Genomic DNA, 14,350 nt, shown 5'->3' with positions numbered 1-14,350 from the left:
CTTGCCAGGCGGCTGGCATCCATCTTGCAATGCACCATGGCACTCCCGCCCTGGCAGGCGATGCGCACCAAAACGGGTTGGCGCGACTGCCGCAACAGGGTTTACCGGGAGCAGAAATTTCCCATGATCTGTATACACTTTTTGTATGGATGTTGGCGCCGAACCCTGCCACGCCGGCGTCCGTTCCCATAAATCCCGAGGAGACAAATCCCCATGCAATCTTCCGTTCATCCCGTCGATGAGATGCTGCCCGCAGGCAAGCTCACGGCGCTGGGCCTGCAGCACGTTCTCGTGATGTATGCGGGCGCCGTGGCCGTGCCCCTGATAGTCGGCCGCGCACTCAACCTGCCGCCCGAGCAGGTGGCCCACCTGATCTCGGCCGACCTGTTTTGCTGCGGCCTGATCACGCTGATCCAGGCCATGGGCGCGACCCAGTGGTTCGGCATCAAGCTGCCCGTGATGATGGGCGTGACCTTCGCCAGCGTGGCGCCCATGGTGTCCATGGCGCAGAGCACGGGCGGCTCGGCGGGGGCGGGGCTGATCTTCGGCTCGGTGATCGGGGCGGGGATCGTGTCCATCCTCATCGCCCCGCTGATCAGCCGCATGCTGCGCTTTTTCCCGCCCGTGGTGACCGGCACCATCATTGCCGTCATCGGCATCAGCCTGATGCGCGTGGGCGTGAACTGGATCTTCGGCAACCCCGTCGGCCCCACCGCTCCCAGCGTGCCCAACCCCGAGCACCTGAAATGGCTGGCCGACGCCCAGGCCACGGCCGGCGCGCCGGGCTCCTCGCTGCCGCCCGTGCCCAAGGGTTTCGCGGTCGTGCCCACCATTCCCAACCCCAAGTACGGCGACCTGACCGGCGTGGGCATCTCGGCCATCGTGCTGCTGTCCATCCTGCTGATCGCGCGCTTTGCCAAGGGCTTCCTGGCCAACGTCTCGGTGCTCATGGGCATCCTGATCGGCGGCGTGCTGTCCGTGGCCATGGGCCTGATGGACTTCAGCAAGGTCGCCAAGGCCGAATGGTTCACGATGGTGCTGCCCTTCGAGATCGCCACGCCGGTGTTCGACCCCATCCTCATCCTCACCATGAGTCTGGTGATGGTGGTGGTGATGATCGAGTCCACCGGCATGTTCCTGGCCCTGGGCGACATGACCGATCGCAAGATCAGCCAGGACGAGCTGACGCGCGGCCTGCGCACCGACGGCCTGGGCACGCTGATCGGCGGCATCTTCAACACCTTCCCCTACACCAGCTTCTCGCAGAACGTGGGCCTGGTCGCCGTCACCGGCGTCAAGAGCCGCTGGGTCTGCGTGGCCGGCGGCGTGATCCTGATCGTGCTGGGCGTGCTGCCCAAGATGGGCGCCCTGGTCGAGTCCCTGCCCACCGTGGTGCTGGGCGGCGCGGGCCTGGTGATGTTCGGCATGGTGGCCTCCACCGGCATCCGCATCCTGAGCAACGTGGATTTCCAGACCAACCGCAACAACGCCATGATCGTCGCCGTGTCCATCGGCGTGGGCATGATTCCGCTGGTGGCGCCGAATTTCCGCCAATGGATGCCCCACGGCATTCATCCGTTGATCGAATCCGGTATCCTGCTGGCCTCGATTACCGCGGTGGCATTGAACATTTTCTTCAACGGAGCCAGCAGCGATACCTCTGCTGCCGTCCGGGCCGCACGCCAGGCAGACGCCCACTGATGAAACAGTGCCCGCCCTGGCGGGCACGCCCAACAATCGCCCGGCCTACCCGCCGGGCTGTGCGCCCCCTGCCGTCCATAGGCGCCAGGGGGCTTGTTGTCGAAATCCCTGAGGCAAAACTGTCCTGACCCTCATAGGCTGTAGCTATCCGGTAAGCTCCGAGAGCATTTGCAGAGAATTCCTGTATGACCCAAAACCTGTCCAACGCCGAACAAGCCCTGCGCGACGCAGCCCGCGAATACCATCGCAGCCCCAACAAGGGCAAGATCTCTGTCACGCCCACCAAGCCCTTGTCCAACCAGCGCGACCTGTCGCTGGCCTATTCGCCCGGCGTGGCCTACCCCTGCCTGGACATCCAGGCCGACCCCTCGCTGGCCGCCGAATACACGGCACGCGGCAACCTGGTCGGCGTCATCACCAACGGCACTGCCGTGCTGGGCCTGGGTGACATCGGCCCGCTGGCCGGCAAACCGGTGATGGAAGGCAAGGGCTGCCTGTTCAAGAAGTTCGCCGGCGTCGACGTGTTCGACATCGAACTGGCCGAGCGCGATCCGGACAAGCTGATCGACATCATTGCCTCGCTCGAACCCACGCTGGGCGGCATCAACCTCGAGGACATCAAGGCGCCCGAGTGCTTCTACATCGAGCAGGAGCTGTCCAAGCGCATGAACATCCCCGTGTTCCATGACGACCAGCACGGCACGGCCATCATCTCCAGCGCCGCCCTGCTCAACGGGCTGGAGCTGGTGGACAAGCAGATCGGCAACGTCAAGATCGCCGTCTCCGGCGCCGGCGCCGCCGCCATCGCCTGCGTGAACGTGATGGTGGGCCTGGGCGTCAAGCGCGAAAACGTCTTCATGTGCGACTCCAAGGGCGTGATCTACGAAGGCCGCCCCGGTGGCCTGGATGCCTCCAAGGCCCAGTACGCGCAAAAGACGGACGCCCGCACCCTGGCCGATGCCGTCAAGGACGCCGACGTCTTCCTGGGCTGCTCGGCTCCCGGCGTGCTCACTGCCGACATGGTCAAGACCATGGCCGACAAGCCCATCATCCTGGCCCTGGCCAACCCCGAACCCGAGATCCGCCCCGAGCTGGCCAAGGCCGTGCGCCCGGACTGCATCATGGCCACGGGCCGTTCGGACTACCCCAACCAGGTCAACAACGTCCTGTGCTTCCCCTACATCTTCCGTGGCGCGCTGGACTGCGGCGCTACCAAGATCACCGAAGCCATGAAGCTGGCCTGCGTGCGCGAAATCGCCGCACTGGCCAAGCAGGACGTCAGCGATGAAGTCGCCGCCGCCTACCAGGGCAAGGAGCTGAAGTTCGGCCCCGACTACCTGATCCCCACGCCCTTCGACACCCGCCTGATCCTGCGCATCGCGCCGGCCGTGGCCAAGGCTGCCGAAGAGTCCGGCGTGGCCACCCGCCCCATCGCCGACTACGACGCCTACCGCGAGAGCCTGACCCGCTTCGTCTACCAGACCAGCATGTTCATGCGTCCGGTGTTCGCCGCTGCCAAGGCCAACCAGCAGCGCGTGGCCTATGCCGAAGGCGAAGACGAGCGCGTGCTGCGCGCCGCCCAGGTGGCTGTCGATGACGGCCTGGCCAAGCCCATCCTGATCGGCCGCCCCGCCGTGATCGAGGCCCGCATCGCCAAGGCCGGCCTGCGCCTGGTGCTGGGCAAGGACGTGGAGATCTGCAACCCCGAGGACGATCCGCGCTTCCGCCAGTACTGGGAAACCTACCACCGCCTGATGGGCCGCAACGGCGTCACGCCCGAGACCGCCAAGGCCGCCGTGCGCCGCTCCAACACGCTGATCGCAGCGCTCATGGTCCACCTGGGCGATGCCGACGCCATGCTCTGCGGCCTGGTCGGCAAGTTCGACAGCCACCTGGCCCATGTGCGCGACGTGCTCGGCCTCAAGCAAGGCGCCGGCGAGTTCGCCACCGTCAACGCCGTGATGCTGGACAGCGGCACGCTGTTCATCGCCGACACCTACATCAACGAGGCGCCCAACGCCACCGAGCTGGCCGACATCGCCCGCCTGGCGGCCGAGGAAGTGGCCCGCTTCGGCCTGCCGCCCAAGGTGGCCTTCCTGTCGCACAGCAACTACGGCTCGTCCAGCCGCCCCTCGGCGCTGAAGATGCGCGCCGCGCGCGACCTGTTCGCCGCCGCCAACCCCGACGTGGAATGCGATGGCGAGATGCACGGCGACTCCGCCCTGTCCGAAGCCATCCGCGACCGCGCCCTGCTCGAGTCCTCGCTGCACGGCGAGGCCAACGTGCTCATCTGCCCCAACCTCGATGCCGCGAACATCCTGTTCAACGTGCTCAAGACCACGGGCGGCCACGGCACGACCATCGGCCCCATCCTGCTGGGCGGCGCCGCCGCAGCACACGTGCTGACCCCCTCCGCCACCGTGCGCCGCGTGGTCAACATGACGGCCCTGGCCGCAGCCCAGGCCATCGCTGCCCGCGGCTGATCCGCGCCGCACCCAAAAAAGGCGCCCCTTCACAGGGGCGTTTTTTTTACGCCCCCTGCCCCGGCAGGAGCGGCATAAGCCCGGCTAGAATACGCAGCTTCGGAGGTTTGGGTGAGTGGTTTAAACCAGCAGTCTTGAAAACTGCCGACGGGCAACCGTCCGTGAGTTCGAATCTCACAGCCTCCGCCAGATCCAGATGATCAGAAACAAAGCGCCTGCCCAGGCGCTTTTTTCTTGTCCATCGCGCGCCAGGCAGGTTCAACCAGCGCCCTGCCCCCGGCTGCAGCCATGCAGCCCGCCGTGAGCCCGCAGGCAACGGCCTCCACACATTCTTCACATAGTCTTTACATTGGATTAACCAAGCAGACATAAGCTGCCGGGCTTCTAGCGCTCGCGTAAGCCAAGAGTCCGTAGCCAACGCTGAAGCTCCCGTTCGACCGCCTTCCTGGGAATTCCCCCTGTGCCAGCGCACTTGTCATCGCCGCAGGCATTTCCTATGACCCATCCCGTCCCCTCTCAAGCAGCGAGCGCGATCACGCGAAGCGCTCCGCTGGCCCTGGCCGCTCCGTCGCTTTCACTCGCACTCAAGATCGCCATCGGCCTGCTGGTCTTTGCCGTGGCCTGGCTGCTGCAGATCGACAGCTCCAGCCTCACGGCACCCAAGGACAACCTCGAACAGCTGACCTGGGTGCACAGCCTGGAATGGGGCTACTACAAGCATCCGCCCCTGCCGACCTGGCTGCTTTCGGTGCCGGTCCATCTGTTCGGCCTGTCTGCGCGCACCAGCTACGCCACCGGCGCGCTTTTCACGCTGGCGGGCCTGTTCCTTTTCTGGAGGCTGCTGAACGACTTGCGCGGCAGCCGCTACGCCACGCTGGCCCTGTTGGCGGCCATGTGCATCACCTACTACAACGAGCGGATGCACTTCTTCAACCATGAAGTGGTGCTGATGCCCTTCTTCGTGGCCAGCGCCCTGCTGGTGTGGCGTGCGGTGGGCAGCAGGCAGCTGCGCTGGTGGGCCGCCCTGGGCTGCTGCCTGGGGTTGGGCGCACTGGCCAAGTACCAGATGATCCTGGCCGCCGTGGCGGTATTCCTGTTCTGGCTGGCGTCAGGCGCCTGGCGCGAGCGGGTCCACATGATCGGCCTGGTGCTGGCGGCAGCCATCTCGCTGGCCATCATCTCGCCGCACCTGTACTGGCTTTTCCTGAACGACTTCGGCCCCATCCGCTATGCCACCGAATCCTCGCTGGGCGCCAGCCTGGGCGGCGGCGCAAGACTGCTCAATACGCTGCACTGGCTGGCCGACCAGCTGCTCAACCGTGCATTGCTCGCCTGGGTGCTGCTGGGACTGGTGATGGCCCTGCACCGCCGCAGCCGCCTTGCGCCGCAGGACACACCGCAGCGTCCCGGGACAGCCGATGCATCGCGCGCGCTGATCCTGTGCTTTGGCCTCACGCCCATCGTGCTGACCTGCGCCATCGGCATCTTTGCGGGCTCGTCGCTGCAGCTGCACTGGGGCACGCCCTTTCTACTGCTGGCCGTTCCCGTCGCCATGGAGCTGGCCGGTGCCAGGCTGCACCCGTCGCGCATATCGATCACCACCGCCATCAAGTGCTTCGTGGCGCTTCAACTGGCCTTGCTGCTCGTGGCCCAGATGACCTCGGCGCGCAGTGAACTGCGGCTTAACAGCCGGCACTGGAGAAACTTCGATTCAAAGGCCTTGAGCCAGGCGCTTGCCGAACCCGCGCGCGAAGCGCTGGGCGGCGATATCCGCGTGATCGCAGGCCCCACGGCCGAGGCCAAGGCCTTGGCCCTGAAGCTGCGCGAAAAGCCCCTGGTGCTGATCGATGGGCGCATGGACATCAGCCCCTGGATTTCCCAGCACATGGTGGATGCCTGCGGCGTGCTGCACCTGCAGCTGGCGGCATCGCAGCCGCCCGGCCATCAGCCGGTGGGAGAAGGATTTCCATCCCTCTTCTGGCGTGTCACCCTGCCGGAGGAAGATGCGGGCAGCTGCGTCCCAAGCTGAACACTGTGATGGCTGGGCCCGGCACTAGCGAACCAGCACGTGCCGCACATCGATGGCAAAGCCGCTCAAACCCTTGCCCGGGGTTTCGCCGTCTTCGACGTCCACATCGAACAACTGCCAGTGCGCTTGCCTGCCTTGCGGCAAAGGCAGACAGGAGATCTGCGGCCCCATGTCGATCATGGCTGCGATGTTGTTGACCGCCTGCACCTGTGCCGCGCGCACAAGGGGCATAAGCAAGTCGTCGGTAATGCCCAACGCGCGCAGGCGGCCCAGCGCCTGCTGCGCATCGCTGAGCAACGGGCCTTCGTTGACGTTCAGATCTCCTTGGTGCAACTGCTCCAGCCAGCGGCTGTCTCCGGCGGCCGCCACCTCGCTGCACAACCCGTGAACCAGTGCCGCCATTGCCACGGTGGGCTCTCCGCGGCTTTCGCTCAGAGCCCATAGTACGGGCTCGGTCATACCAAGCGATTCGTAATAAGGGAACAGCCCGTGCAGCTCGGGATACTGTTCGAGCAGGTACTCGCTGTAGGACTTTTTGGGCATGGGCGTGCAGTGTGTTTTCAGATCAGGGCTTGGGGATTTTCTGAGCAGATGGCGATATCTGGCTCATTGGCTCCGTGCTTTTTCTTGCGCCGGAGGAAGACAGCAGAATCCGGGTCATATTTGCGGGCAGCCTGCCTTCGGGGCTGAAGAGGCTTTCGCGCCCTGAGGACCTGGCGGCCAACTCGCGCCTTGCATCCTCAGCCCAGGGCAGGCGCTCGCAGATACCCCATCAGCACCTGCACGATGCCATCCTCCAGGGCCTGGGGGGTGAACATGGCAGGCGGATCGATGACGGCGGCATGCACCAGGGACTCCATGGTCTGCAGCAGCATCCAGGTGGCCAGGTCCAGATCGCGGTGGGCGAGCTGACTGCGGTGCAGCTCCAGGAGCTGGCGCACCTGGCGGAAGATGCCGCCGTCCGCCGCGCTTTGCTCGCGCGGCGCGTCGAAGAAGGGGAACTCCTTTTCCAGCACCCGGTGCAGATCGGGCTCGACCCGGTGCGCCGCCAGCAGCGCGCGGACCATGGCCTGCACATGGCCTTGCAGGCCCTGCGGCCGCTCTGCCGCAAGCACGGCGGCAATGGCCGCGTACATCTGCGCCGCGTGGCGCTCGTGCAAGGCCGTGATCAGCGAGTCCTTGTTGGGAAAGTACTGGTAGAGCGAACCCACGCTCACACCTGCGCGCTCGGCCACCAGATTGGTGTTGGTGGCGGCGTAGCCGCGTTCTGCAAGAACGCGAGCCGCGGCCTCCAGAATGGCCTCGACCGTGGCAAGGGAACGCGCCTGCCGTGGCTGCTTGCGGGGCTGGGGCGGCTGCCGCTGCGCCGCCTGCGAATGCGAGTTTTCAATGCGAGCCATGGCTCATATTCTCCTGGACATGTGACCTGAGTTTTTACTCGTATTTGAAAGGGAATGCACATGTCTTCCGGAATTTCGCCATCTGCGGCCGCGTCGCCGCCGGTGAACGCATTCGCGCGGCTGCTGCCGCTGACGCTGGCGGTCTTCGTCAGCTTTCTCTGCCTGGGCATGCCCATGCCCGTGCTGCCCCTGCACCTGAGCCAGACCCTGGGACTGGGCACGCTGGGCGTGGGTACGGTGATGGGCTGCCAGTTCGCGGCGGCCCTGCTGTCGCGGGCCTGGGCCGGCTCTCTGGCCGACACGCGCGGCGCCAGGCGTGCCGTGGTGCTGGGTATGTTGCTGGCCGCCGCTTCGGGCGTGGCCTACCTGATGTCCCGCGCATTCGAGGGCGGACAGGCCGCAGTCTGGGTGCTGGCCGCGGGCCGCGTGATGCTGGGCTGCGCCGAGAGCCTGATCATCACCGGCGCCCTGAGCTGGGGCATGGCAATGATCGGCCCGCAACATGCCGGCAAGGTGATGGCCTGGGTGGGCATTGCCATGTACGGCGCCTATGCGGCGGGCGCGCCGGCCGGCGTGGCAGTGCAGGCCGTCTGGGGCTTCTCGGGCATTGCCGTGGCCACCATCGTGCTGCCGCTGGCCGCCCTGGCCATGGTCTGGGGCCTGCGCGCCACGCCGGCTGCGGCCCAGCGCCGCACACCGTTCTACAAGGTGCTGGGCACGGTGTGGCTGCCCGGCCTGGGGCTGGCCCTGTCCAGCGCGGGCTTTGGCGTGATCACCACTTTTGCGGCGCTGCTGTTCGCGTCGCGCGGGTGGGGCGCGGCCTCGCTGGCCTTCACGGCCTTCGGCCTGGCCTTCATCGGGGCGCGTTTGTTCTTCGGCCATCTGCCTGACAGGCTGGGCGGCGTGCGGGTGGCGCTGGCCAGCATTCCGCTGGAGGCGGCGGGCCTGCTGCTGATCTGGGGCGGCGGCGATGCGGCCTGGGCCTATGCGGGAGCCGCACTCACCGGCTTCGGCTATTCGCTGGCCTTCCCGGCCTTCGGCGTGGAAGCCGTCCGCCGTGCGCCACCCCAGGCGCGCGGTGCGGCCATGGGCGCCTATGTGGCCTTCTTCGACCTGTCCATGGGATTGACGGCTCCCGCCGCCGGGCTGCTGGCCAGCGTCACCGGCGTGGGAGATGTGTACTTCGCCGCCGCCGTGAGCGTGGCCCTGTCCATTGCCGTGGCCCTGCTGCTGCGCGTGAACGCAGCCCGGGGAGCCACTCATGGCTGAGCCGATTCACACCCCCGCCGGCACGCAGCGCGCCCTGGGCACCGTGGTGAACGTGCAGTCCATCACCCCGCGCATGCGCCGCATCACGCTGGGCGGCGAGCAGATTTCCGCCTTCTCGCGAGCGCCCGCCGCGGATGCGCCCGCCGCCTGGGTCAAGCTGTTCCTGCCGTCCGGCGAAGGCCGGGCCTATACGCTGCGCAGCGTGGACCGCCAGGCCGGCACGCTGGACATTGACCTGGTACTGCATGGCGATGCGTTCAATGCCAACCATCAGAACAACACCTCCGCTGGCGGCGACGGCCCCGCGTCCCGCTGGGCCGCCCAGGTCCGCGTGGGCGAGCAGGTGGCCATTGCCGGCCCGCGCAGTGGCGGCTTCGCTCCACCAGCCGACACCGATTGGATGATGCTGGCAGGCGATGCATCGGCCCTTCCGGCCATGCAGTCCATCGCCGCGAGTCTGCCGGCCTCCGCCCGGGTCAAGGCCTATGTGGAAATCGTCGACGACGGCGAATGCCAACCCATGGACAGCGCCGCCAACTGGCGCACCGAGTGGATCACCGCTGCGCCAGGCCAGCCCGGCCAGAGGCTGTGCCAGCGGCTCATGTACCGGCCGCTGCCGCTGGGCATCGGCTATCTGTGGATGGCTGGCGAGTCCGGCGCCATGCGCACGTTGAAGATGCATTTCCTGGACCGTGGCATCGCCCGCTCGCAGCTGAGCACCAAGGGCTACTGGAAATCCGGCGAGGCGGACCACAAGGATCGCCAGGGTCGCTAGGGCCGCGCACGCAGCTTTCTCCACCCATCAACAGCGCTACATCCCCCGGGTAACCACCCGGACGCGGGATGCAGGCGCTCACTAGAATCAAAAAATGAACTTTGACATCAACATTCAAATTCAATGAAAACCAATGGCTGCCAGACGGCGCCTCCCTCGGCCTCCGAACTGCATGCGGCGTATGCAGCCGGCACGCTGACCCCCATGCAAGCCACCGAGCACTGCCTGCGGGTTGCCTGCGCAAGCCAGTCCGTGTTCACGTGCATCACGGCGGACCGCGCGCTCGAGGAGGCCCGGCAATCCACCGAGCGCTGGCGCGCGGGCCGGCCGCTGGGGCCGCTGGACGGTGTCCCCATCAGCTGGAAGGACTTGTTCGACGTGCGCGGCACGCCGACCACGGCGGCCTCGGCCCTGCTGCAGTCGGCCGCGCCAGCCCGGGCCGACGCCACCGTGGTGGCACGTGCCGCAGCGGCCGGCATGGTCTGCCTGGGTAAGACCAATCTCAGTGAGTTCGCCTACTCGGGCCTGGGGCTCAATCCCTGCTTCGGCACGCCGGTGTTTGCACATGAGGGAGGCCACGACCGGGCGCCCGGGGGCTCGTCCAGCGGCGCTGCGCTGGCCGTGGCCCTGGGGTGCGGGCCGCTGGCCATGGGCACGGACACGGCGGGGTCCGTGCGCATTCCCGCCGCCTTCAACGGGCTGGTGGGCTATCGCGCCAGCAGGGGGCGCTATTGCCTGCAGGGCGTGTTTGCGCTGGCGCCGTCCCTGGACACGCTGGGGCCGCTGGCCCTGAGCGTGGGCGACTGCATGGCGCTGGACCGCGTGCTGCGCGGGCTGACCGACGACGGCCATGCCAACGCATCCCCCGCCGCGGACCTGCGCAATCAGGTGTTCTGCACGGACCTCAGCATGCTGGATGACGACCGCGTGCAAGCTCCCGTGCGCAACAACCTCCTGTCCTCCCTGGCCTTGCTGGAGACCCGGGGTGCCCGCGTGGAGCGCCGCACGCTGCGCAGCCTGCGCGCCGTACGGACGCTGACACGGCGCCATGGCTGGCTGGGCGCCCATGAAGCCTTTGCCACCCACCGCGCACGCCTGGACGATGCCGATCAGGCCGCACGCATGGACCCGCGCGTGCGCCAGCGCCTGGAGGCGGCCAGGCATCTGAGTCCTGACAGCTACCGGACATTGATCGCCCAGCGCGCACCACTGATGGCCTTGTTCGCGCAGGAGCTGGGCGATGCCACCCTGGTGCTGCCCACCACGGGCCACACCGCACCCCTGCTGCTGCCGCTGCTGGACGACGACAGGCTGTTTGCCGAAACCAACCTCGCCACGCTGCGGCTGACCATGCCCGGCAGCTACCTGGACACGCCGGCCGTGGCCCTGCCCAGCGGCGTGCAGCGCATTCCCGGCCTGGACGGCAGGCCTGCGTTTCTGCCCACGGGCCTGCAGCTCATGCGCCCCCGGGGCGATGACGACCGGCTGCTGCGCATTGCGCTGAGCGTCGAACAGGTTCTTTCCCCCTCCACCGTTCCCATTGATAGGAGTGCATGACATGAGCAAGGAAATCCAGATCACGTTTGGCGTGGACGTCGATGCCGTCGGCGGCTGGCTCGGTTCGTATGGCGGGGAGGACTCGCCCGACGACATCTCGCGCGGCATGTTCGCGGGCGAGGTCGGCTCGCTGCGGCTGCTCAAGCTGTTCAACAAATACGGCCTGAAGACCACCTGGTTCATTCCGGGCCACTCTGCCGAGACCTTTCCCGAGCAGATGAAGGCCGTGGTGGACGCGGGCCACGAAATCGGCATCCACGGCTACAGCCATGAGAACCCGATTGCCATGACGCCCGAGCAGGAAGAGGCCGTGCTGGACCGCAGCATCGAAGTCATCACGCGGCTGGCCGGCCGCGCGCCCACGGGCTACGTCGCTCCGTGGTGGGAATTCAGCCCGGTCACCAACGAGCTGCTGCTCAAGAAAGGCATCAAGTACGACCACAGCCTGATGCACAACGACTTCCACCCGTACTACGTGCGCGTGGGCGACCAGTGGACCCGCATCGACTACAGCAAGCATCCGGACACCTGGATGAAACCCCTTGTGCGCGGCAAGGAGACACGGCTGGTCGAGATCCCCGCCAACTGGTATCTGGACGACCTGCCGCCCATGATGTTCATCAAGAAGTCGCCCAACAGCCACGGCTTCGTCAACCCGCGCGACATAGAGCAGATGTGGCGCGACCAGTTCGACTGGGTCTACCGCGAGCACGACTACGCGGTCTTCCCCATCACGATCCACCCCGATGTCTCCGGCCGGCCCCAGGTGCTGCTGATGCTGGAGCGCCTGATCGAGCATTTCCAGTCGCATGAGGGCGTGCGCTTCATGACGTGCGACCAGATCGCCGACGACTTCCTGCGCCGCCAGCCGCGTTGATGCCGCATCCCAACTCAGCGAGGACACCATGAATACCTCCGCCATTGCCTCCGACGCCCCAGGCGCCGGCCATCCGGCCCCGGCCGGGATCGATGCCCCCTGGACCGCGCCCACCGTGACGCGCAGGCAGGTCAGCTACGCCACCTGGGTCTGCTTTTTCGCCTGGGTCTTTGCCGTCTACGACTTCATCCTCTTCGGCACCCTGCTGCCGCAACTGGGCGAGCACTTCCAATGGAGCGCCGAGCAGCAGGCGCGGCTGAACACCTGGGTGACGCTGGGCACGGTGATCGTGGCCTTTGCCATCGGCCCCATCGCCGACCGGCTGGGGCGGCGCAAGGGCATCATCATCGCCGTGGCGGGCGCCGCGCTGTGCTCGGGCCTGACGGCGCTGGCCGGCTGGGTGATCGGCCTGTCGGCGGGCCTGGGCTTCGTGCTGCTGATCGTGGTGCGCTCGCTGGCGGGCCTGGGCTATGCCGAGCAAAGCATCAACGCCACCTACCTGAGCGAGCTGTTCTCCCTGGTCTATACCGACCCGGCCTCGCTGCGGCGGCGTGGCTTCATCTACTCGCTGGTGCAGGGCGGCTGGCCCGTGGGCGCCGTGCTCACCGCCGTGCTGGTGGCCCTGCTGTATCCGCTGGGCGAGCGCTGGTTCGGCCAGGGCGGCGGCTGGGCGCTGTCCTTCGTGTTCGCCATGTTCCCGGCCCTGGTGATCGCCGTGCTGGGCCGCCGGCTGGTGGAAACGCCCCAGTTCCTGACCGCGCGGCGCGTGGCCGATCTGCGCCGCGCCGGGCGCGAGGCAGAGGCCATGCGCCTGGCTCAGGAGCATGGCGCCAGCCCACAGCAGGAGCAGCACACCGGCCTGTCGGCCATGTTCCGCGGTGCCTCGCTGCGTCCCACGCTGTCGCTGGCCCTGGGCTTTTTCCTGAACTGGTTCGCCATCGTGATCTTCGCGGTGCTGGGCACCTCGGTGCTGGGCGGCGCGGGCGGCACGCCGGGCAAGGGCGTGGATTTCTCCAGCGCGCTGCAGGTGCTCATCATCTCCAATCTTGCGGGCTTCCTTGGCTATGTCTTCCATGGCTGGCTCGGTGACCGCATAGGCCGGCGCAACGCCGTGGCCATCGGCTGGATGCTGGGTGGCCTGGCTTTCGCGCTCATGCTGAACGCGCCCTCGGGCGACTTCTGGCGCATCGTGCCGCTGTACTCGCTGGGGCTGTTCTTCCTGATCGGCCCCTATGCAGCCGCCCTGTTCCTGATCGGCGAGAGCTTTCCCAGCCACATCCGTGCCACGGCCAGCTCCTTCGTCAACGCCATGGGCCAGGTGGGCGCCATCGCGGCAGGCTTTGGCGTGACCTGGACGCTGTCGCAAGGCTCGGACTGGGTGCAGGCGGCGCTGTACTGGGGCGCCATTCCCTGCGCGGCCTCGGGCCTGCTGATGTTTCTGGCACCTCATGTCGATCCCGAGACCGTGAAGTGAGGCCGACATGAACCCGGACACCCCCAGCAACAAGGTGGCCCTCGTCACGGGCGCCGCCAGCGGCATCGGCCAGGCACTGGCCGTGGCCTATGCACAGGCAGGCATTGCCGTGGCCGGCAGCTACTACCCCCGGGATCCGCACGATACCGGCCAGACCCTGGAACTCGTCGAACGCGCGGGCGGGCGGTGCGTCATGGAGGCGGTCGATGTGGGCGATGCCGAACAGGTCGAGCACCTGGCCCGGGTCGCCGTGGACCGCTTCGGCCGGCTGGACTTCGCCGTCGCCAATGCGGGTTTGCTGCGCCAGGCGGCCCTGGTCGAGATGAGCGATGCGCAGTGGCTGGAGGTCATCAACATCGACCTGGGCGGCGTGATGCGCACCTTCCGGGCCAGTGCGCGCCACATGGCTGCAGGCGGGGCCATGGTGGCCGTCTCCTCCATTGCAGGCGGCGTCTACGGCTGGGAGCAGCATGCCCACTATGCGGCCGCCAAGGCAGGCGTGCCCGGGCTGTGCCGCGCCGTGGCCATGGAGCTGGCACCGCGCGGCATACGCTGCAATGCCGTGATTCCGGGCCTGATCGAGACGCCGCAATCGCTGGACCCGGTCAACTCGCTGGGGCCGGAGGGCCTGGCACAGGCGGCCAGGGGCATCCCGCTGGGACGCGTGGGGCAGGCCCGCGAAATCGCCGCCCTGATTCGCTTCCTGACCAGCGACGAGGCTTCCTACATCACCGGCCAATCCATCATTGCCGACGGCGGCCTGACCGTGCGCTGGCCCAGTTGAG

At 67.2% G+C, this 14,350-nt stretch carries 11 protein-coding genes and 1 tRNA gene; 10 read left to right on the top strand and 2 right to left on the bottom strand.

Annotated features, from left to right (window positions below; all coding sequences use genetic code 11):
* Positions 1-213: 213 nt before the first annotated feature.
* From LGR64_RS19030 to LGR64_RS19015, 4 genes are all read left to right on the top strand, one after another.
* Positions 214-1,701 carry a nucleobase:cation symporter-2 family protein gene (locus LGR64_RS19030; protein ID WP_013803717.1) on the top strand — a complete coding sequence of 496 codons (1,488 nt, stop codon included), beginning with the start codon at positions 214-216 and terminating at the stop codon, positions 1,699-1,701.
* Positions 1,702-1,886: 185 nt separating this feature from the next.
* A complete protein-coding gene (locus LGR64_RS19025) occupies positions 1,887-4,184 on the top strand; it encodes an NADP-dependent malic enzyme (RefSeq protein WP_071954638.1) in 2,298 nt (765 codons plus the stop codon).
* Positions 4,185-4,285: 101 nt separating this feature from the next.
* Positions 4,286-4,373 (top strand) — tRNA-Ser (locus LGR64_RS19020).
* Positions 4,374-4,680: 307 nt separating this feature from the next.
* On the top strand, positions 4,681-6,213 hold the full coding sequence (locus tag LGR64_RS19015) for a glycosyltransferase family 39 protein (protein ID WP_328511981.1): 1,533 nt from the start codon (positions 4,681-4,683) through the stop codon (positions 6,211-6,213).
* Positions 6,214-6,237: 24 nt separating this feature from the next.
* Here the strand turns inward: LGR64_RS19015 and LGR64_RS19010 are convergent, their stop codons facing one another.
* Together LGR64_RS19010 and LGR64_RS19005 are read right to left on the bottom strand one after the other, a co-directional pair.
* Positions 6,238-6,756 (bottom strand): hypothetical protein, encoded by a 519-nt coding sequence (locus tag LGR64_RS19010; RefSeq protein ID WP_216295386.1) that lies wholly within the window; start codon positions 6,754-6,756, stop codon positions 6,238-6,240.
* Positions 6,757-6,953: 197 nt separating this feature from the next.
* On the bottom strand, positions 6,954-7,613 hold the full coding sequence (locus tag LGR64_RS19005; RefSeq protein ID WP_013803729.1) for a TetR/AcrR family transcriptional regulator: 660 nt from the start codon (positions 7,611-7,613) through the stop codon (positions 6,954-6,956).
* Positions 7,614-7,673: 60 nt separating this feature from the next.
* Between LGR64_RS19005 and LGR64_RS19000 the strand changes: the two genes are divergently transcribed.
* From LGR64_RS19000 to LGR64_RS18975, 6 genes are all read left to right on the top strand, one after another.
* Positions 7,674-8,882, top strand: coding sequence for an arabinose transporter (locus tag LGR64_RS19000; RefSeq protein ID WP_230356612.1), 1,209 nt, complete (start codon positions 7,674-7,676; stop codon positions 8,880-8,882).
* Positions 8,875-9,657 (top strand): siderophore-interacting protein, encoded by a 783-nt coding sequence (locus tag LGR64_RS18995; protein WP_230356610.1) that lies wholly within the window; start codon positions 8,875-8,877, stop codon positions 9,655-9,657. The genes LGR64_RS19000 and LGR64_RS18995 overlap by 8 nt, the downstream gene beginning before the upstream one ends.
* Before the next feature lie 123 nt (positions 9,658-9,780).
* Complete coding sequence (locus tag LGR64_RS18990; RefSeq protein WP_230356607.1) at positions 9,781-11,214, top strand: amidase; 1,434 nt, start codon at positions 9,781-9,783, stop codon at positions 11,212-11,214.
* A 1-nt stretch (position 11,215) separates the two neighbouring features.
* Complete coding sequence (locus LGR64_RS18985; protein ID WP_096915532.1) at positions 11,216-12,091, top strand: polysaccharide deacetylase family protein; 876 nt, start codon at positions 11,216-11,218, stop codon at positions 12,089-12,091.
* Positions 12,092-12,119: 28 nt separating this feature from the next.
* Positions 12,120-13,565, top strand: coding sequence for an MFS transporter (locus LGR64_RS18980; protein WP_071954630.1), 1,446 nt, complete (start codon positions 12,120-12,122; stop codon positions 13,563-13,565).
* 7 nt (positions 13,566-13,572) lie between these two features.
* Positions 13,573-14,349 carry an SDR family NAD(P)-dependent oxidoreductase gene (locus LGR64_RS18975; protein ID WP_230356606.1) on the top strand — a complete coding sequence of 259 codons (777 nt, stop codon included), beginning with the start codon at positions 13,573-13,575 and terminating at the stop codon, positions 14,347-14,349.
* Position 14,350: the final 1 nt, after the last annotated feature.

It is taken from the genome of Delftia sp. Lp-1 (assembly GCF_020523835.1).
Taxonomy (GTDB): domain Bacteria; phylum Pseudomonadota; class Gammaproteobacteria; order Burkholderiales; family Burkholderiaceae_C; genus Comamonas; species Comamonas acidovorans.
This window is presented reverse-complemented; position numbering and strand designations above follow the sequence as displayed.